At 52.9% G+C, this 19708-nt stretch carries 25 protein-coding genes; 11 read left to right on the top strand and 14 right to left on the bottom strand.

What is annotated here, in order from left to right; all coding sequences use genetic code 11:
- Positions 1–3: 3 nt before the first annotated feature.
- Positions 4–1488, bottom strand: a complete 1485-nt coding sequence (locus tag EL386_RS07070) for an ABC transporter substrate-binding protein (protein ID WP_197722169.1) — start codon at positions 1486–1488, stop codon at positions 4–6.
- Entirely contained in the window at positions 1478–1945 is a 468-nt protein-coding gene (locus EL386_RS07065) for a CYTH domain-containing protein (protein WP_126454766.1), read from the bottom strand. Before EL386_RS07065 ends, EL386_RS07070 begins: the two co-directional genes overlap by 11 nt.
- Positions 1946–2122: 177 nt before the next feature.
- On the opposite strand from EL386_RS07065, the gene EL386_RS07060 reads away from it, so the two are divergent.
- On the top strand, positions 2123–3442 hold the full coding sequence (locus tag EL386_RS07060; protein ID WP_126454764.1) for a TRZ/ATZ family hydrolase: 1320 nt from the start codon (positions 2123–2125) through the stop codon (positions 3440–3442).
- Between the two features lie 44 nt (positions 3443–3486).
- Here EL386_RS07060 and EL386_RS07055 read toward each other — a convergent pair whose 3' ends face one another.
- From EL386_RS07055 to EL386_RS07005, 11 genes are all read right to left on the bottom strand, one after another.
- Positions 3487–3783, bottom strand: a complete 297-nt coding sequence (locus tag EL386_RS07055) for a YkgJ family cysteine cluster protein (RefSeq protein WP_126454762.1) — start codon at positions 3781–3783, stop codon at positions 3487–3489.
- A gap of 32 nt (positions 3784–3815) precedes the next feature.
- Entirely contained in the window at positions 3816–4298 is a 483-nt protein-coding gene (locus tag EL386_RS07050; protein WP_126454760.1) for a GreA/GreB family elongation factor, read from the bottom strand.
- A gap of 117 nt (positions 4299–4415) precedes the next feature.
- On the bottom strand, positions 4416–4646 hold the full coding sequence (locus EL386_RS07045; protein ID WP_126454758.1) for a DUF2789 domain-containing protein: 231 nt from the start codon (positions 4644–4646) through the stop codon (positions 4416–4418).
- A gap of 84 nt (positions 4647–4730) precedes the next feature.
- Complete coding sequence (locus tag EL386_RS07040; RefSeq protein ID WP_126454756.1) at positions 4731–5861, bottom strand: DNA alkylation repair protein; 1131 nt, start codon at positions 5859–5861, stop codon at positions 4731–4733.
- Between the two features lie 28 nt (positions 5862–5889).
- Entirely contained in the window at positions 5890–6099 is a 210-nt protein-coding gene (locus EL386_RS07035) for a hypothetical protein (protein ID WP_126454755.1), read from the bottom strand.
- A 68-nt stretch (positions 6100–6167) separates the two neighbouring features.
- On the bottom strand, positions 6168–6677 hold the full coding sequence (locus EL386_RS07030; protein WP_126454753.1) for a hydrolase: 510 nt from the start codon (positions 6675–6677) through the stop codon (positions 6168–6170).
- Between the two features lie 167 nt (positions 6678–6844).
- A complete protein-coding gene (locus EL386_RS07025; RefSeq protein ID WP_126454751.1) occupies positions 6845–7210 on the bottom strand; it encodes a cupin domain-containing protein in 366 nt (121 codons plus the stop codon).
- A 102-nt stretch (positions 7211–7312) separates the two neighbouring features.
- Positions 7313–7681, bottom strand: coding sequence for a VOC family protein (locus EL386_RS07020; protein WP_126454749.1), 369 nt, complete (start codon positions 7679–7681; stop codon positions 7313–7315).
- Between the two features lie 37 nt (positions 7682–7718).
- Positions 7719–8339, bottom strand: coding sequence for a LysE family translocator (locus EL386_RS07015; protein ID WP_126454747.1), 621 nt, complete (start codon positions 8337–8339; stop codon positions 7719–7721).
- Positions 8340–8557: 218 nt separating this feature from the next.
- Positions 8558–8749 (bottom strand): hypothetical protein, encoded by a 192-nt coding sequence (locus EL386_RS07010; protein ID WP_126454745.1) that lies wholly within the window; start codon positions 8747–8749, stop codon positions 8558–8560.
- A gap of 85 nt (positions 8750–8834) precedes the next feature.
- On the bottom strand, positions 8835–9356 hold the full coding sequence (locus EL386_RS07005; protein ID WP_126454743.1) for a DsrE family protein: 522 nt from the start codon (positions 9354–9356) through the stop codon (positions 8835–8837).
- A gap of 134 nt (positions 9357–9490) precedes the next feature.
- Between EL386_RS07005 and EL386_RS07000 the strand changes: the two genes are divergently transcribed.
- The 5 genes from EL386_RS07000 (at position 9491) to EL386_RS06980 (ending at position 14437) form a co-directional block, all read left to right on the top strand.
- Positions 9491–9769 carry a cupin domain-containing protein gene (locus EL386_RS07000; protein WP_338057554.1) on the top strand — a complete coding sequence of 93 codons (279 nt, stop codon included), beginning with the start codon at positions 9491–9493 and terminating at the stop codon, positions 9767–9769.
- A 4-nt stretch (positions 9770–9773) separates the two neighbouring features.
- Positions 9774–10478, top strand: coding sequence for a bifunctional 2-polyprenyl-6-hydroxyphenol methylase/3-demethylubiquinol 3-O-methyltransferase UbiG (gene ubiG / locus EL386_RS06995; protein WP_126454741.1), 705 nt, complete (start codon positions 9774–9776; stop codon positions 10476–10478).
- A gap of 11 nt (positions 10479–10489) precedes the next feature.
- Positions 10490–11152 carry a phosphoglycolate phosphatase gene (gph, locus tag EL386_RS06990; protein WP_126454739.1) on the top strand — a complete coding sequence of 221 codons (663 nt, stop codon included), beginning with the start codon at positions 10490–10492 and terminating at the stop codon, positions 11150–11152.
- An 83-nt stretch (positions 11153–11235) separates the two neighbouring features.
- Positions 11236–13155, top strand: coding sequence for a sensor histidine kinase (locus EL386_RS06985; protein ID WP_126454737.1), 1920 nt, complete (start codon positions 11236–11238; stop codon positions 13153–13155).
- A gap of 16 nt (positions 13156–13171) precedes the next feature.
- Positions 13172–14437 carry a DNA recombination protein RmuC gene (locus tag EL386_RS06980; protein WP_232020261.1) on the top strand — a complete coding sequence of 422 codons (1266 nt, stop codon included), beginning with the start codon at positions 13172–13174 and terminating at the stop codon, positions 14435–14437.
- On the opposite strand, the gene EL386_RS06975 is transcribed toward EL386_RS06980, so the two are convergent.
- The gene (locus EL386_RS06975) at positions 14438–14638 is read right to left on the bottom strand and encodes a hypothetical protein (protein ID WP_126454735.1); all 201 of its coding nucleotides are present in this window, start codon (positions 14636–14638) and stop codon (positions 14438–14440) included.
- Positions 14639–14659: 21 nt separating this feature from the next.
- Between EL386_RS06975 and hpnC the strand changes: the two genes are divergently transcribed.
- The 5 genes from hpnC to EL386_RS06950 all read left to right on the top strand — a co-directional run bounded on the left by hpnC (position 14660) and on the right by EL386_RS06950 (position 19668).
- Positions 14660–15553: a squalene synthase HpnC gene (hpnC, locus tag EL386_RS06970; RefSeq protein WP_126454733.1), complete on the top strand. Its 894-nt coding sequence runs from the start codon at positions 14660–14662 to the stop codon at positions 15551–15553.
- Positions 15554–15579: 26 nt separating this feature from the next.
- Positions 15580–16446, top strand: a complete 867-nt coding sequence (hpnD, locus tag EL386_RS06965) for a presqualene diphosphate synthase HpnD (RefSeq protein WP_126457264.1) — start codon at positions 15580–15582, stop codon at positions 16444–16446.
- 8 nt (positions 16447–16454) lie between these two features.
- Positions 16455–17789 carry a hydroxysqualene dehydroxylase HpnE gene (hpnE, locus tag EL386_RS06960; protein ID WP_126454731.1) on the top strand — a complete coding sequence of 445 codons (1335 nt, stop codon included), beginning with the start codon at positions 16455–16457 and terminating at the stop codon, positions 17787–17789.
- Positions 17786–18556, top strand: a complete 771-nt coding sequence (locus EL386_RS06955) for a YciK family oxidoreductase (RefSeq protein WP_126454729.1) — start codon at positions 17786–17788, stop codon at positions 18554–18556. Before hpnE ends, EL386_RS06955 begins: the two co-directional genes overlap by 4 nt.
- Before the next feature lie 197 nt (positions 18557–18753).
- The gene (locus EL386_RS06950; protein ID WP_126454727.1) at positions 18754–19668 is read left to right on the top strand and encodes a GGDEF domain-containing protein; all 915 of its coding nucleotides are present in this window, start codon (positions 18754–18756) and stop codon (positions 19666–19668) included.
- Positions 19669–19708 lie beyond the last annotated feature (40 nt).

Raw genomic sequence — 19708 nt, 5'->3', positions numbered from 1 at the left:
GGCTCATGGTGGTGTGTGTTCCACTGTTCCAAGGCCGACATAACTGCCATCGGCCTGCAGGTGATAGCCATCGAGACCCCTGGTCGTGGCAAACACCTGATGTTCATACCATAACGGCACATAGGGCAGGTCAGCAAGTAGCTGTGCCTGTAATCTCTGCCAGCCGTCAAGCATCAAGGCCTCATCGGCCTCTGCCAGTGCACTGTCAATCAGGGCATCGGCGTGTGCACTGCGATACCGCCCGCGATTGGCCCCGACCGGGGGCTGTGACTGGCTGTGAAAGAGGTACTGAAAGATATCCGGTGAACGCACCCCAACCCAGCTGAGGCTGTACATCTGGAAGTTACCGGCCTTGATGTCGGCAAAAAATGTCCCCCAGTCATAACTCTTAATCTCGACATCAATCCCCACCTCGGCCAGTTGTTGCCGTATCACCGTGGCGATACGCAGACGCACCGGGTCTGTCGAGGTCTTGTAGCTAATCGTCAGGCGTCGCCCTGCGGAGTACCCCAGTTCGGCGAGCAATTGCCGGGCCTTGTGCGGTGCGTAGGCTATGCCCTCCTCTCCCTTTATGCCCGCCCAGTGTTCGGGCGGTAACACCGAGGCCGCCGCACGGGCACGCCCGGCAAACAGGTGTTGAATAATGGCCCGGCGATCTATGGCCATGGCGATCGCCTGACGCAATTTGTGCTGACCGGTCAGGGCATCCTCGAGATTAAAACCCAGATAGGTAAAGCTGCTACCGGGGCGTGTCTGCATACGGATCCCCGGTTGCGCCTCGAGGTAGTGGATCATCTCCGGTGGCAGGTCGTTTTGTAACATATCGACCTCACCGCGCAACAGTTTCAAAACCCGCACCGTCGGGTCAGCCACATGCAGGAAACGAAACAATTGCCCGTCGCGCAGTCGCCGCAGCCATATATCATGCAAGGCCTTGTCGCGGTAGCGTATGAAATCCCCACTGCCCTGCAGGCGGCCGTGTTGATCCGGCACCGCGATCCCCAATGCCAGGCGAGACGGAAACAGCACGTCGTCACGGCTGAGGAAAAAATCCAGCCGGTCATCATCAAGCACGACGATGCGCCGGATATGTGCGAGATTGCCGCGATGCGGCGAGGCCTTGTCTGGCGCCAGCACAAAATCGTAAAAGGCCTTGACCTGCGCGGCCAGCAGGCGACTGCCATCACCGAGCTGCCGCCCGTCGTCACCCAGCAGAAAACGGTAATGCCGTGCCGACAGCGCCTGCCAGCTGGCCAGGTCCGGCACCGGTCTGGCCGCGGCATCAAACGTCACCAGACCCCGATATAAAAGCTGATTAATGCGCTCGGCCGTGGCATCGGTGGCCAGGCGCGGGTCCAGACTCAGGGGCGCACTGGCCACGGCAAAACGTATGGCCTGTTGTTCTGCCTCGGACAAGTCCGGCCGCTCACAGGCGGACAGCGCCAGGCAACAAACCAGCAGCCAGCCGCGCAGGCCCTTACCAGTCACAATACGGGTGTGTCACGAGGCTGACATTGTAATAACGCGGGTCGGCAGAGACCTCCTCGCCCAGCCAGTCGGGTTTTTCAAAGGCACTGTCTTCCGTCGGCAATTCGATCTCGGCCACCACCAGCCCGGCATTGTCACCGGCAAAGACATCAACCTCCCAGGTAAAGCCCGCGTACACAAGCCGGTAACGGGTCTTCTCAACCAGCGGCCCCTCACAGAGGCCGTCGAGCATTTGTTCGGCCTCGACCAGCGGCACGGGGTATTCAAATTCCAGCCGACGGATGCCCAACTCGGCACTCTTGATATTCAGGTTGGCCGATTCACCCTCAATGCGTACGCGGATCGAGGCCCGCTGCGGCCCGGCAAAATACCCCTGGCGCATACGCGTGCCAGCATCGGCCGCGGCCCGCCAGTCATCATTACGGAGTAAAAATTTGCGTTCGATCTCAATACCCATAAACGGGTTCCCTTGTCTGCCGCCACGCGGCGTATTAACACACCAACCTCTGGCAGGATATTTATTATCGGTCTGCTTTTCAATGCGGGGCATCCATATCGACGGCTTCACCGGTTGTATCTCTGCTCGGCAAAGCCGTTATACTGCGCCACGGTATAACAGATAACGATGATGCACATGTCCCAGATTGACCTCTTACTCCATGCCCGCTCGATTGTCACCGTAGACACCGACAACCGGGTACTCGAAGACCATTGCCTGGCCATTGATGCCGGGCAGATCGTCGCTATCCTCCCCAGTGCTGAGGCCGCCCCGCGTTACCAGGCAAAACAGACACAGCACTTTGACAAACATGTGTTGATGCCTGGGCTGGTAAACACCCACACCCATGCGGCCATGAACCTGATGCGCGGCATTGCCGATGACGTGCCTCTGATGGAATGGCTGGAGCACCACATCTGGCCGATCGAGGCAAAATGGGTCAATAGTGATTTTGTCCGCGATGGCACCCGCCTGGCGATTGCCGAGATGATCCGCGGTGGCACCACCTGCTTCAATGATATGTATTTTTACCCGGACCAGGTCGCCCGCGTGGCCAGCGAGATTGGTATACGTGCCAGCATCGGCCTGATCGTCATCGACTTCCCGACAGTATGGGCCCAGGATGCCGATGAATACATCCGCAAGGGCCTCAAGGTCCATGACCAGGCATGCGCAGAGAGTGACTTGATCACCACGGCCTTCGCCCCGCACGCCCCCTACTCGGTTTCCGATAAACCACTGAAAAAAATCAGCCAGCTCGCCGAGCAACTGGATATCCCGATTCACATGCACGTGCATGAGACCGCCCACGAGGTCAACATGGGCATGGAGGCCAGCGGTCAACGCCCGCTTGACCGCCTGCACGAACTCGGCCTGCTCTCACCCCGCCTGCTTGCCGTGCACATGACCCAGCTCAATGACGAGGACATAAAAAAACTCGTTAGCACCGGCACGCATGTACTGCATTGCCCCGAGTCCAACCTGAAACTGGCCAGCGGCTTTTGTCCGGTGCAGAAGCTCCTCGATGCCGGGGTCAATGTCTGTCTGGGCACGGATAGCGTCGCGAGTAATAACGACCTCGACATGTTTGGTGAACTGCGCACCGCCACCCTGCTGGCCAAGGGGGTATCCGGTGACCCCCGCAGTGTTGATGTCACCACCGCACTACGCATGGCCACCATTAATGCTGCCGCCGCACTCGGCCTTGACAAAGTCACCGGCTCGCTCGAAGTCGGCAAGGCCGCCGACGTGATCGCCCTCGACATGGAACGCATCGAAACCCAACCGATGTTCGAGCCCTTATCGCAAATCGTTCATGCCAGCGGCCGGCACCATGTCACCGATGTCTGGGTGGCCGGCAAGCAATTGCTGCACGAGGGCAAACTCACCGGCATGGATGAAGTAACACTCATGGAAACGGCGAAAAAATGGGGTAAGCGGATCAGGGAGGGTTGATGCGGGATGATACCGCCTTTCATCTGCGGTCGCGGCCGGTTTAGTCAGCTGTTAATAGAGGCGGCTCGCTCGGCAATACATTCGTATGAACCCATCTCAAACTCACGACAAATCAGTGGTCGCATCGCGTAAATCGTACAAAGCATGGTATTTCGATCCAGGGCTGAACACCAGCCGTCTTCCAGACGTATCATGCTTCGCCCACCCCATTTATCGGTCTCGATAAAATGATCAGGTACGCCCGTATCGGTAATGAGCATAACCTGCAGGCGGCAGCAGCTGGCCTCGCAGTTGCTACAGGCCACCTCGCTCTCAGGCGGGTTGCTAACATCAATAGTCATGCATCATGTACCCTTCTCATTTGCCACTGTCCCTAATCAACAGAGATGATCGCATAGCGTTTCTTTTCACCGCCAGTGTCAATGTCGACCTCGTCACCCTCAAAACGCCCAAACAAGGCCACTCCCAGTGGTGCCGAGCGGGTAATAACGATGATATCTTTATCATTAAAGCGCACTTTTAGCCCACCGGCGGCGGGCCCTAAAAAAAGCCTTTGTTCGCTGCCGTGGTCATCCTCAAGGGTGACCACGGCACCCACAGCAATCGGTGTTGTCTCGGTGAAATCGGTGGCCACAAGCCGTTTGAACGCGGCCACATCCTCTTCACACTCGGCAACACGTTTAGCCTGACCCTGGGCAAGATAAGCCGCCTCCAGCCCCAGGGTATCATATTTATTTTCAGCAACGTTCTCCTCATGGGTGGCGGTATCGCTGGCCTGCAAAGCAGCAGCAACAGCGCCCTGATGAACCGCCTCAAGCGCTTTCAGTATTTGTTTGAGGAGTAATACTTTAGTCATAGCTTCCGCGGCCTAAGGCCTGTAGGCTGACGCCAGTGTTAGCGCTTGTCGCCCCAAAAGGACCTGAAACCAAACACCTGTCAGCGGCTACAATAACCGTTGTTGGTATACCTATGGTCAACGCAGCATTGAATCAAATTGGTCGACGATTTCAGCCCAGTCGGCATCATCGTTCTTTGCCTGCTTTAAAAACGATGCCTGTGAGGCGTTCCAAAATTCCGCCTCGCTCAGCTCGACATGGCCCGGCAGGGGCTTGTGTCTGTTGATAAAGTCCTCAATTTCCTGGTCCGTGCTGTCGAGGCCCAGTTGATCAAATAACGTTGTAAAAGAATGAGTCGGTTTTTCCATGATGCTTCCTTGTCAACATTACATTTTCATGGGATATGCATTGTATGCATGTTTAATAAAGTAACACGTTTATTATTTATGCCATTAAGGCATCAGCAACTGAAAATCAGCTCTTCCCGCTGAAACACCATTTACCATAACTTCCACCGTGTGCAACCCCGGATAATACACGCGGGTTGTGATTTTTTTGATGGCATGTTTTTTGGTTAGTGTCAGCGTATTGTTTGCTGATAACGTTGCCGTTCGCCACTTGAATACTTTCGGCGACGTCTTGCCATTGGCCTTCTGATGATGAATGATATAATCAATCATCAAGGATTGATCCTGCTTGGAATCCGGGCGGATTGACAGCGAAAACTGCAAGGCATCACCAAATACCACTTTCGGCGTCGCTATGTCGATACTCGTTTGTTGGATTTTTGGTGGTTTAAAACCATGCACCTTCAATGCTTTTTTATTCCCGTTTTTGAGCAATGTCCTGCAAGCATGACGAATTAATTTTATTCGCTCCTGACTTGCACCCTTCATCCACTGTTCGGCAATTTTTGCCACGAGTTCAGGGTGATCTTTGGAAATATCATTGAGGCTGTTTGCGACTGAACGTCGCACATACTCTTTATCATCGTCTTTAAGCCGTTCCAGTAGTTCAATCACGGGCGCGGGGTCTTCAATAAATGCGGATAACCTCATCGCCCAGGGCAGCCGAGGCCGGCTGCCTTCTGAAACCAGGCGCCGTACATGTTGATTATCGTCAGCTGCCCAGTTTTTCAGTGTCGATAAGGTTTTTATTGGTGATCTCAACAGAAAAAAACGTATGCCGAATTCAGCGGATGCACGCTTGGTCATTTCCTTAAACAACCTCATCGATAACTCAAAGTGATCATGGCCGCGCAGTCCCACATAATGCGTCAGGGGCGTGATGGCCCAGCCGGCTATACCTCTGGCATCGACAGCCCCGGCGGAAATATCATCACCCAATGGAGGACCCAGACTTGCGAGCAGGATTTTTCCGGATTTTTCAAAGTCAGCAGGAAAAAACTCAATCATCGTATCGGTAATACGCTCAGTACGCGCCTTTAACTCAAGTTTTTCCAGGTTTTTAGTGGCAGCCGCCACAAACCCCCTGGCATCAAACTCAGGCCACTGACTTTGGAAATGCCCTGCCATGCCCTCAATAACTTTTTTATTAAGTAAATTTTTGAATGGCTCTGCCATAAAATGCCTTATATGTTATTTATATACGTCATTTTCCCTTAATGACCTCTTCACGTTCCTGTGTGTATTTTTCATAGTTCTCGCCGGCACGCTCCATGCACTCCGCATATTCAGAATGCGGTAATTTTTGACATTCCAGCTTTTGATTAAGCTGTATCGATTCATACACCTGCCTGGAACTACACGCCTGCATAAAAACAATTGACGACATTATTAGTATGTAGCTTGCTTTATTCATTGTATCGTCCCCTCGACACAAAACCCTCCTATTGCCCATATGCTTCTAAATACATAATATTTTGCACGTCATTGAATCTCGGATACAGCAACTACATAGTTTTTGCCATAAAATTTCGCGCACTTTGGGCATGTCGTGTAGAAAAAATAGGTTCTCTTAACATGCTTTCCTTTGCTTTTAACAAATGTTTCCATCTCTTTCTCCCACTTATAGACATTCTTATACGGCCCCTCGAAAACCTTGGTCAAATAATCTCCGGTCATATGCGTCATGGTCTGCCCAGGAATATCTTTAGTCACTGAGAAATAATGCTCTCCAGTCCATGCGGAAGGGTCATAAGATAAAACAATAAACTCGTCTTCAGCCTTTGCCTTGGCCTTATCAATAGCGTCAAGCATTGCCGGAAAGACAGAGCTCATATTAATAGGGATATGAAATATGCTTCTGGTTTTTGCCTTGAGAAATAATTTGTTTTTAAAGTGAAGCTCTTGTTCATCCCATCCTTCTGAATTGAACCTGGGGCAGCAGTTTGTGGGATTGTCACTCATGTCGTATTTAGGTAAAGCATTAATTTCCATTATTACTCTCCTTGCTGTCTAATCAAATACCCTGAGCCCTGGGTTGTCTAGTATTCGATCTTCTTGACGAGTGCCTCAAAGTCCAAATGAAAAAATAAACAATAAAGGGGGCGGTGACAAATGAGAATCATTAGTATTTCGATTTGTTACCGACCCCTTTAATTTGACTAATTTGACTGGCTTGGATAAGACATTTCTAGCACAACACACTCTACATCAGTTTTGAAAGGTCCATGGAGTTCTCCAGGTGGACGACTTGCATAATTCCCTGCCTCTATCCATTTATCAAATGCCTCATCATAAAGCCTACCCTTTATGATAAATATTTCTTCAGGATAGTCATGGCTTTTTGCACCAAATGACTTAGTATCTGCTCCCGGTTTAAAGCGGGTTAAACGAGTATAATCGCCTGTCTTTTCATCAATGGCTAATGTTAATTCCTCTAAAAGGCCATCGGTTCCTTCAATGACTTCCCACTTATTATCATTGGCTTTATCTAATGCATTCCAATATGTAATTGTACTTTTAGCCATTAAATGCGATCTCACTTGATAATTAACTGTTTTGCCACATAACGCTTTAATAAGCGGCGCGACGTAAGGAGCGTCCGAACGAGCGCATTGTTAGGCGCGAATTTATTTAACTGACTCGTCTATTTGCATGATGCCGAATGTATTGCCTTCTGTGTCTCTGCACATAATTAAATAGCCAACACCCGGTATAGCCTTTTTCTCTTCTCTTATAGCTCCACCGGCATCAATTACCTTTTTAGATACTTCATCTACAGATTCAACATCAAACACTACTGCCGTGGTATCTTCTGGTTTAATTCTTCCAGCAACGCCACCTGTCACTCCAGGTTCTTCTTCAGTGCCTGTTTGAATTAACCAGTAATCCTCTGGGCCATCCCATTTATTGATTTTCCAATTAAATACATCACGGTAGAATTCTGCAGCACGTTCAGGGTTGTCTGCGCTTAAATCAAAATGAATTACACGTGACATTGTTCGTTCCTTTTTGTTGTCCGTGTGCATGCGATTGTTAGGCTTTTACAATTAAATAACTGCCAGCTCCAACCATAAAGCAGCCCGCTGTTTTTCTGGCTGCATTATCCAGCTTGTGACTTCTTGCCAAAGAAGCGATCTTTGTTGCTGAAAATGCATATAGAATTTTTACACTGCCAACACAGACTACCATTACAGATATAATAATCAGAATATCTGCCACATTGAGCGCGGTTAGATCGATAAATACTGGGAATAAGCTTACGTAGAAAACAATTGCTTTAATATCGCCCAAGGTCAGAATAAAGCCCGCAAAGAAGCTAGCAGCGAGATTGCGTTTTTCGATTGTTTTATTTAGTGTAATTGTGGTATTGCTTTTTGATGTTAATAGCGTATAACCCAGCCAAAGTAGATATGTAGCACCCAGATACTTAATAACCATAAAGAGACTGCCCATAGTTTCTGCTACAACTGATAGGCCTAATATGGCTAGCAGGATAAAAACCAAGTCGCCCAAAACAATTCCAACTGAGACAGCGATACCATTGGCTACACCTAGGGTAACTGAGCGAGTAATAACTAAAGCAACACTTGCGCTTGGCATTGCCGCGAGTGCAACCATGATTCCGAATAGTGAAATTGTCTCAATAATGCTCATTCTTCATTAGCCTAACTATATATATGAGGCATAACTGCCATATAGCACGCCACATTTTTGGTTAATTCCTGAAAATATATAACCTGATTCATTTAAAATCATGTCCTTATTCACCACTTCTCCGTATTACATTAGCTGTGATATATGGCCTTTTTGCCTTTTTTTGGATATTGTTGTTATTATCAAGTACATATACCATTATTAGACTTTACTCTTAATTAGGGGAACCTCAGACCATGATTAATGTTTACCCAGCTAAGCCATACTGTAAATAACATGAGAATGGGGTTAGTGAATCCATAATTGCCAAAGAATTCTACGTCTTGTGGCATGAGCATAATTTTTGTCACCCCTGATGAAGCGGCTAAAAAAACCAAAATAGCCAGGTTCACTTTAAGTAAAATACTCATGCTTACCTCCGGATTCTTTTCGTATTTTTTTGCTTCTATATTTGGATTGAGTTAAGCGACAGATTGTTCTGCCACACCAAGAACCTCACAACACCACATAGCCGTTCTGGCGCAGCTTCTCCACCTCGCCTGGGCCGTACGGCACAAGTTCGATAAAGCCCGGGACGTTATTATTCTTCAGGCCGCGTTTGCGCATCATGGTCTGGCACATCTTTACCTCGATGACGTTGTAGGCATCGAGCTTTGCCGCGAGGTCGACAATGTCGCGATACTTTGGGTAATTTTCAATGGAAAAGAAGTCGATCTCGGGGCCGTGCAGGACCATGGCGATACTGGGCTTTTCATTCGCCGGGCGCGGCGACTGGGAGATTTTTTCGGCGTGCTGCAAGACCTCGCGGATTTGCTCGGGCGTGTGCAGGACAATGTCGTAGGCATAGTGTTTGCCGTCATCGAGCTGGACGGGCGGCTGGGCGGGGGCTTGCGGTGTTGTCAGGCTTGCCTCGGCCAGCCCCTGGCCACTGAGTGCCATGTACCCCGACCACAGGCTGTCACGGCCCAGCCAGCCGGCCACGGCCAATAACAACAACAGGTAGATGCCTCTTCGCATAATCCGCACTATCCATGATGTTTGCCGGGATGACAAGCCGCCGCCACCGGCCCTGCGAGTTCGTATATAATAGAATGTACTGAATATGAGTCCGAGCGATATATTATCTAAACATTGCAATACGGAGTACTACTGTGACCGCAGCGATCACCATTGAACGCAATCCCTCCCCGGCCAAGCTTGATGTCATCGGCGTCTACGACTGGCCCATCTGGAGCAAGGAAGTCTCGACCTTTCCCTGGAGCTATGACAAACAGGAAAAATGCTACCTGCTGGCCGGCGATGTCATTGTCACCCCGGATGGCGGTGAACCTGTGCATATCCAGGAAGGCGACTTCGTGACCTTCCCGGCCGGGCTGTCCTGTACCTGGGAAATCCGCGAAGACGTCGAAAAACACTACGATTTCGGCTAAGCCCATGAATCATACCAATGTCGATGCGGCCGAGGTCGCCAAGTTCGAGGAACTCGCCCACCGCTGGTGGGACCCGAACAGTGAATTCAAACCCCTGCACGAGATCAACCCGCTGCGCCTCGACTACATCGATGGCCATTGCGGCGGGCTGGCCGGCAAGGCCGTGCTCGATGTCGGCTGCGGCGGCGGCATCCTCTCGGAAAGCATGGCCCTGCGCGGGGCCACGGTTACCGGTATTGATATGGGTGAGGCGCCGCTCTCGGTGGCCCGGCTGCACTGCCTCGAATCCGGCGCCCAGGTCGATTACCGCCAGGTCACAGCCGAGGCCATGGCCGCCGAGCAACCCGGCCGTTTCGACGTGGTCACCTGCATGGAAATGCTTGAACACGTGCCCTACCCGGCCTCAGTGATAAAGGCCTGCGCGACCCTCGTCAAACCCGGCGGCCAGGTGTTTTTCTCAACCATTAACCGCAACATGAAGGCCTATCTGTTTGCCATTGTCGGTGCCGAGTACCTGCTGCAAATGCTGCCCAAGGGCACCCACGATTATGCCAAGTTCATTCGCCCCTCTGAACTGGAGGCCTGGGCGCGTGCCGCCGAGCTGCAACTGCAGGACCTCACGGGCATGGGCTACAACCCCTTTAACCAACAATACAGCCTGGGCAAGGACATCAGTGTGAATTACCTGATGCACTGCACCCTGGCCTGAACCGGCAGCCCATGCAGACCATATTGTTTGACCTTGATGGCACTCTGCTGGATACCGCCCCCGACCTGGCCGCGGCGCTGAATCAGGTGCTGGTCGAAAACCGCCGCGAGGCCCTGCCGTTTGAGACCATTCGCCCGTGGGTCTCCCACGGTGGCCAGGCCCTGATCAGTCGCGGTTTCCAGATCGAGATGCAAGACCCTGCCTTTGAGCCCCTCCGCCAGCGTCTACTGGAGGTCTACCGCGCCAATATCGCCAACCAGACCCGCCTGTTCCCGGGCATGGGGCCGGTGCTCGATGAGCTCGAGGCCCGGCAACTCAAATGGGGCGTGGTGACGAATAAACCCGGCTGGCTCACCGAGCCGCTGCTCGAACAGCTCGACCTGCACACCCGCTGTGCCTGTATCGTCAGTGGTGATACCCTCACGGAACGCAAACCCCACCCGGCGCCGCTACTGCATGCCTGCATCCTGACGGGCAGCCGGATCGAGGACTGCCTGTATATCGGCGACGCCCAGCGTGATATCGAGGCGGCCAGAAATGCCCGCATGCCAAACCTGGTGGCCCTGTTTGGCTATCTGGGTGACGAGGACCGGCCCCAGGACTGGCAGGCCGACGGCATGCTCGAGCAGCCGCATGACCTGCTCGACTGGCTGGATGCTCGCCATCCTGGCTAAAATCATATATTTTACAAGGATATGTTGCCAGCGTCCCGGCACTATGCCAGCATCATTGCCATCAGGGAACGATATCGTCAAATATGAACAATAAAACGGACAGCATCGAAACCCGCATCGCCGCCATCAGAGATGCCTATGTCGGCCAGTTGCCCGACAAGGCTGAAAGCCTGCGCAAGCACTGGCAGGCGCTGACCGAAAGTGGCTGGCAAGAAGAACTCGCCAATGGCCTGCGCATTATCATCCATAGCATGGCCGGGACGGCCGGCACTTTCGGCCTCTATGAGCTCTCCACCGCATCAAGCGAACTGGATCGCCTGCTCGGTGAACTGCTGGTGGATAAAAGCGAGGCCGATGACGACACCCTAGCGAAGATTTCCGAGCTCCTCAATACCGTGCTTACCCATCTCGATGCCATTCAGGGCAATGCGTCTACTGCCACGGGAACGCCTACGCGCCGCCGCACGCAGGAAAACAATAACCGCATCCTGATCGTCGACGATGACCACACGTTTACCGAGTATCTTTCGACCACGCTTGAAGGTCACGACTACGATCTGCAGGTACTGAACGATACAGGACGGCTGGCCGAGGTCGTCGAAACATTCAGACCGGGGCTGATTATCATGGACATGACCTTCCCGGAAGGTGACCTCGAGGGTGCCCGCGCCATTGAGACGCTGCGACAAAACAAGGATATTACCTCGGTCATTTATCTGTCGGTCCGTGATGATATGGAATCGCGCCTCAGCGCCCTGCGCACCGGGGCACGTTATTACCTGACAAAACCGATCAATCTCAACCTGCTGTTAGCCTGTGTAAGGCAGATCATCAGTAAGGACGATTCGTCACCCTACCGGGTATTGATTGTCGATGACGAAGAAGCCCTGGCTGAACTGCATGCGGAGATGTTACGCACAGCAGGGATGAAAGTCAGGACCCTGAATGAGCCCCTGAAGACAGTTGATATCGTTCGTGAGTTTCATCCTGAACTGGTACTCATGGATATCTACATGCCCCAATGCAGTGGCCTTGAGGTTGCCATGGTGTTACGCCAGATGAGTGACTTTGACACCATACCGATTGTATTCCTGTCCGGCGAGCAACGCATGGACAAGCAACTCAGTGCCATGAACCTTGGCGGCGATGATTTTATTGTCAAACCCGTTGAAAGGTCATTCCTCACCCAGGCAGTAAGCGCCCGCATTAAGCGCGCCCGCACACTCAATGAAGCGCGTAATGACCTGCAGCATTCCATGCAGGCCCTCTCGGATGCCAAACGTGAGGCCGAACTCGCCAACCAGGCCAAGTCGGACTTTATCGCCAACATGAGTCATGAACTGCGTACGCCACTCAATTCCATTCTGGGTTTTTCACAACTACTGGAAATGAATGTTGATGAAAACCTGACCGAGCTGCAAAAAAACAATATCGCCATTATCCTCAAGGCCGGCTGGCACCTGCTGGGACTGATTAACGAGATTCTGGACCTGTCCAAGATCGAGGCCGGCAAGGTACCACTCAAACCCGAAGTGACCAGTATACAGTCCGTCATGCAGGAGGCCATTTCGCTAACTGAGCAACCGGCAAGCAGCCGTAATATCACTATCGAGAATAGTCTGCCGCAAGAAGATACCGAGGTGGTTGTCGATGCCATGCGTCTTCGTCAGATATTTGTCAATATTCTCTCCAACGCGGTAAAATATAACCAAGACCATGGACGTATAGTTATTGCATTGGAAACCGAGACCGATAAAGACATCAAGATCAACATCCGTGATAGCGGCATGGGCATTCCCGAAGATCGCCTCGATGAACTGTTCATCCCATTTAACCGCCTGGGGGCCGAAAAAACCAAGGTCGAGGGTAATGGCCTGGGGCTGGCAATATGCCAACAACTGGTGAAACAAATGCATGGCCGCATAGGTGCCTATAATAACCCCGAAGGGGGTTCTACATTCTGGCTGCAACTCGCCAGACCCATAGCCGAATCAAACGCATAAAGCGTGTATTAACATCATGGACTCCAACCTGATTTTTATCGCCACGACCATTGGCATCATTACCGCCTTTGCCGGGTTCCTGCTCGGCTATGTACGCGCGCATAAACAGATCACCGAACTTCGTGAACGTAATACGGAGCTGAGAACCACGCTCGATATGGAGCGTTCTACCCATGCAGAAAAGATCAAGCACATCGCCGAGGCACGTGAACAACTGGGAGAGTCCTTTGCCTCACTGGCGAGCAAGGCCCTGTCTCATAACAGCAATGAATTTCTCAAGCTGGCACAGGAAAATCTGAAACAATATCAGGCCAACGCACATAATGAACTGGAGAAAAAGGAAAAATCCATTTCTGACCTGGTCGCGCCCATACGTGATGCCCTTAACAAGACCGAGAAGCAGATCCGCGATATGGAACAGGAACGCAAGCAGGCCTATGGTTCACTCAAGCAACACCTTGAAAGCATGTCGCACACGCAAAGCCAGCTACAACTGGAAACACGTAACCTGGTCACGGCCCTGCGACGACCCGAGGTCCGCGGGCAATGGGGTGAGATGACCCTGAAACGCCTTGCTGAGTTATCCGGCATGGTTGAGCATTGTGATTTTTATGAACAACAACATGTCGACACCGATGAAGGCCGTATGCGGCCCGATATGATCATTCGCCTGCCCGACCGCCGCGAGATCGTCGTCGATGTGAAAACCCCGCTCGATTCCTACCTGAATGCCATTGAGGCGAATGATGATGCGGTGCGTGAAGAGCATCTTAAACAGCATACCCGCAAGGTTCGCGACCGCATCCGTGAACTCTCTGCCAAGGCCTACTGGAACCAGTTTAAGGATGCACCGGACTTTGTGGTGCTGTTTATCCCCGGTGATCAATTCCTCAGTGCGGCGCTGGAACGCGACCCGAACATTCTTGAGGATGCCATGAGTAAGCAGATCATCCTCGCCACACCGAGTAGTTTTGTCGCCCTGCTCCGCGCCGTTGCCTTTGGCTGGCGTCAGGAGGCGCTGGCCGAGAACGCCGACCGCATCCGCGAACTCGGTGAGACACTTTATGAGCGGCTTGCCGGATTCAGTACGCACCTGAACAAACTCGGCAACTCCCTCGGCAGCAGTGTTGAAAACTTTAACAAGGCCGTGGGGTCTTTTGACAGTCGCATCCTGCCGAGTGCCCGACGTTTCAAGGAAATGGGCATTAATGATAAAAAGGTGATCAAAGACACCAAACAGATCGACAAGGTTACCCGACAGATTTCGGAGCAGGATGAATAGTTATTGATTCAGCTCTTTGTCAATCGTCTTACGGCCTTCCTCGTAAAGTTCCGAGGCCTTGTTACTGATGCGGTCACCCAGGTCCGGTTCGACAAAGGGATTACTGAAGATATCCACTTCCCTGCCAATATTAACACCAAACCATAAACCCAGCCCCATACCGATCAGCAAGCCCATGATAATACCGTTAAATGTTTTCATCGTTCAGGCCCTTTGCGAATAATGTCGCCCAAGATACCAAGTCCTGCCGCTACGTCAAGTGACGGTGCCTATGCCGATTGCCTGGCACTGGCCGCCAGCCACTATGAGAACTTCCCAGTCGCCTCGCGGCTGTTGCCGCCGGAACTGCGCAAACCTGTCAGTGCCATTTATGCCTTTGCCCGCACCGCCGACGATATCGCCGACGAGGGCGATGCCAGCCCCGCGCAACGGCTTGCCGCCTTACACCAGCATGGCCAGAAACTGGAGCGCGCCCTGGCCGGTGAAACCGACATGGAGTCGCTGTTTATCGCGGCGGCCGATACCATCCACCGCCATCGCCTCGACGCGCAACTTTTTCACGACCTGCTGACAGCATTCAGCATGGACATCAACACCCGACGTTATGCCAACTTCGATGCCCTGCTGCATTATTGCCGTTATTCGGCCAATCCGGTGGGCCGCCTGCTCATCCAGCTTGCCGGCAAGGACAATACGATAAACCGTCAATACAGTGATGCTATCTGCACGGCCTTGCAGTTAATCAACTTTCAACAAGACCTCGAGCAGGACCTGCTTGAGAATGATCGCATCTACCTGGCCGGGGATGAGATGCAGGCTGCCGGAATCACTGAACAAGATTTACACAGGCGTGACATCAACCCGGCGCTGCATGCCTTTATGCAGCAACAGTATCTGCGTGCCGACAGGATGCTGCTCTCCGGTTACCCGCTGATCGACATCCTCGGCGGACGCCTCGGCCTGGAGTTACGCATAACGCTACTTGGCGCCCACCGGGTGGCGAGAAAGCTCATGCAACAAAGGGACATCTATAGCCGCCCCCGCCTGGGAAAACTCGACTGGCTGATGATCGGCCTGCAGGGCCTCTTCAAACATCAGCCGCTTGTTGATGCCTGATGATCAATCCGCTAAAGTTTGCCCACATGAAGCCCGATGACTATTGCCAGGAAAGAGCCGCCAACAGCGGCTCAAGTTTTTACTACAGTTTCCTGTTTCTGCCGCCTGAAAAACGACAGGCCATTACCGCCCTGTATGCCTTCTGCCGTGAAGTCGATGACTGTGTCGATGAGTGCTCTGACCCGGCACTCGCCAGGCAGAAGCTGGACTGGTGGCGCACCGAGGTTGAACGTGTGTTTCATGGCAAACCACAACACCCGGTGGGTACTGCACTGGCAGACAGCCTCGGACATTTTGCCCTCGATGAGGCCCACTTCCATGCCATTATCGATGGCATGCTTATGGACACCACGCAACATCGTTATGCCAGCTTTGATGAGCTGTCATTGTATTGTTACCGTGTCGCCGGCGTGGTCGGTTTGCTGGCGGCAGAGATCTTCGGCTACCAGGACCCGCACACCCTTGACTACGCCAAACACCTGGGCACGGCCTTTCAATTGACCAATATCATCCGTGATGTCCATGAAGATGCCCGGCGGGATCGCATCTACCTGCCTCAGGAAGACCTGCAGCGATTTGGTCTCAACGATCAGGATATCATCGATGCGCGTGTATCCGATGCCATGCAGCAGATGCTGACGTATCAAATTCAACGCGCACAGGATTTTTACCGGCTGGCCTTTGCTGCGCTGCCGGAAGCCGACCGCCACAGCCAACGCAGTGGTATTATCATGGCCGCTATCTATCAGCGCCTGCTCAAACAGATAAGCAAACAGCCATTGATGGTCTTCCGTCAACGTGCATCGCTCAGCCCGTTACGAAAACTCTGGATCGCCTGGAGTACCCATCGCGGTGAAAACCGCCGCCAACGACAATCTGCGCGCCACGCCTGATCATTACCATGAATGAAAACCGTTCACAGGATTTACCGGTAGTCATTGTTGGCGGTGGCTGGGCGGGCCTGTCGGCCGCCGTCGCCCTGGCCAGTAAGGGACAAAGCGTCAGGTTACTGGAATCGGCAAAACAATTCGGTGGCCGCGCCCGTTGCATAGCCTTTGATGGTCTGCGGGTTGATAACGGTCAACACTTGTTACTGGGTGCCTATACCGAGACCCTGAAGATCATGCAGACCTGCCAGACTGATATCGACAAGGTCCTTCTGCGAGAGCGACTGACCTGGCAGATGCAAGACAAAAAGGGCCAGGCGATACGCCTGCGGGTCGGCAGGCTGCCTGCACCGTTCAATTTTCTCACTGCCATTCTCAGCGCACACGGCTATTCCCTGGCTGAACGTTTCAAGACCCTGCGTTTTATGTATACCCTGCAACGGCGCGACTATACCTTGCCGGATGACATCAGCGTTATGGCCCTGCTGGTGGGACAACCGAAAAAGGTCATTGATAGTCTCTGGGAGCCCATCTGCCTGGCGGCCCTGAACACCCCGATCAAAAAGGCCTCTGCGCGTATTTTTCTCCATGTTATCCGTGACAGTTTTACCCGACATGCCGCCGATGCCGACGCCATGTATACACGTACCGACCTTGGTCAGCTTTTTGTCCAGCCGGCGATCGCCTATATTGAATCACAGGGTAGTCAGGCCACCCTCGCGCAACGTGTTAGCCGGCTGGATATCCACGATGGGGCCTGTCACGGCGTCTATGTCGATCAGGAATATTTTCCCGCTGCGCAGGTCATCATCGCCGGCTCGCCCCGACATTGTCAGGACCTGTTGGCCAAACAGGATGCACTCGCTGACATCCATGACCGGCTCGGACAACTGGAATACCAACCCATCTGTACCCTTTACCTGCAATACCCGGAGAGTGTTTCACTGCCGCAGGCCATGACCGGCCTGCAGAGCATGACCGGGCAATGGCTGTTTGATCGCCGCTTTGCCGATCAACCTGGTCTGATGGCCGTGGTGATCAGTGCCGAGGGCCCACACATGCAACAAGACAATGCCACTCTCGCACAACAGGTCAGTGAAGAACTCTGCAGCGCCTTTGACTGGCCCGCACCCTTGCAACACCTGGTGGTAAGGGAAAAACGCGCGACCTTTAGTGCCTGTGTCGATATCGACAACTTGCGCCCGGAAAATGCGACACCGGTACAAAATCTCTGGCTGGCCGGCGACTACACACGTAGTCCTTATCCATCAACACTCGAAGCGGCCGTGCGCAGTGGGGTACAATGTGCCGCGTCCATTCTTCAACTCAACAAGCGGAACCCAGCATGAGCCCAACAGCACAGATCCCAAGCGACTACACAGCCAGTCCTGAACTGCTCAAGGATCGGGTGATTCTGGTGACCGGTGCCGGTGACGGGATCGGTCGCGGCGTCGCCCGGGCCTATGCCGCACACGGTGCGACGGTGATCCTGCTTGGCCGGACCACGCATAAGCTTGAGGCCGTGTATGACGAGATCCTCGCCGCCGGACATCCCCAACCGGCGATTTTCCCCCTCGAATTGCACAAGGCCGGTGAGGCGGAATATGCCGGGCTGATCGGTGGTATTGCCACGGAGTTTGGCCGCCTCGACGGGGTGCTGCACAATGCCGCTGAGCTCGGCAGCCTGACGCCTATCGATCATTACAGCCTGGAGCTGTGGCAACGCACACTCATGGTCAACCTGACCGCCCCCTTTATGCTGACCCAGGCCTGCCTGCCCTTGCTGCGCCAGGCACCGGACGCCGCCATTCTCTTTAGCAGTACCGACAGGCATGAAAAGACCGCCGCCTACTGGGGTGCCTACGGCGTATCCAAACAGGGACTGGACGCCTTTATGTTTATCCTCGCCGATGAACTGGAAAACAACTCGGCCATCCGGGTCAATGCCATTAACCCCGGCCCATTACGCACCCACCTGCGCAGCAAGGCCTACCCGGGTGAGAACCCGAACACCCTGCCCGAAGTCAGCCAGATTTTACCCGCCTACCTCTATCTAATGGGTGCTGACAGTACGGGCATTCGTGGCCAGCTGTTGGATGCCCAGAAAAGCGGCTAATACCGCTCAGGCACCAGGGTATTGTGGCAAAAACCAGCCGACTGACGGCAAATTGCCGCGTCAAATTCCTGTCGATTCCCCGCACGATCATTTAGTTGACTCATAACTCATTGTTATTCATACCTTTCACATATTTGTGATATTGGCATGATATTCGCATTATCCCTATCAGACGAGATTTATGATGGTATAACGATATGGCTATACTTTTACACAGCGAACCTACCTTGCGAGACGCCCAGAATGACTCCAGTCAGGATTCTCATGGCCTGCAGCGCCCGGCGCCCGGCACGGGCATAGAGTGGGAACTGAATCGCAAGTTACAGACATCACTGGATATCAACCAAATCCTCAATTTCTTCTTCGAGGCCGTGCACACTGAGCTGGCCTGCACACATTTCAGTTACGATTGCCCGGAATCAGGACTTGAACTCAGCCAGGGCAAGGCCAAACGCCATACCTGCAATTACCAGTTAAAACTGGCCAATGAATCCCTCGGCCGCCTGCGGTTCACCCGTTCACGTCGTTTCAGTGAACAGGACCTGCAGCGTGTCGAGGAACTGCTCTGCCTGCTGGTCTATCCCCTGCGTAATGCCTTGATGTATAAGGCTGCTTTACAGCAGGCGATGCGCGATACCCTCACCGGCACCCTTAATCGCGCGGCCTTTGATACGATGCTCGCCAAGGAAATCGAGATCGCCGAACGACACAATAACCCGCTGTCACTACTGGTACTCGACATCGATCACTTCAAGAACATCAACGATAGCTTTGGTCATGCCATGGGTGACAATGCCCTGCGTGCCATGGTCGACCGCGTCAATGAAAAGATCCGTAGCTCCGACATCATGTTCCGCTACGGCGGTGAGGAATTCACCATTATCCTCAGCAATACCGGCACCGATGGAGCACTGTTACTGGCTGAACGTATCCGCGAGGCCATTGAAGAAATGCTTTATATTAATGATGATGCGAGCATACGTATTACCGTCAGTATCGGCGTCTCGACACTCGTTACCGCCGAGTCTGGAAGCGAGCTGTTTGAGCGTGCCGACAAGGCCCTTTATGAGGCCAAGCGCACCGGTCGTAACCAGGTATTACTCGCCAAATAAGCCTGAAAGCCGCATCATTCCAGGACTTTTTATCTGTTCT

Origin of the sequence: Sulfuriflexus mobilis (assembly GCF_003967195.1) — a bacterium.
GTDB classification, from domain to species: Bacteria; Pseudomonadota; Gammaproteobacteria; order AKS1; family AKS1; genus Sulfuriflexus; species Sulfuriflexus mobilis.
The sequence above is the reverse complement of the archived record's forward strand: the minus strand, read 5'-3'. Positions and strand labels throughout refer to the sequence as shown.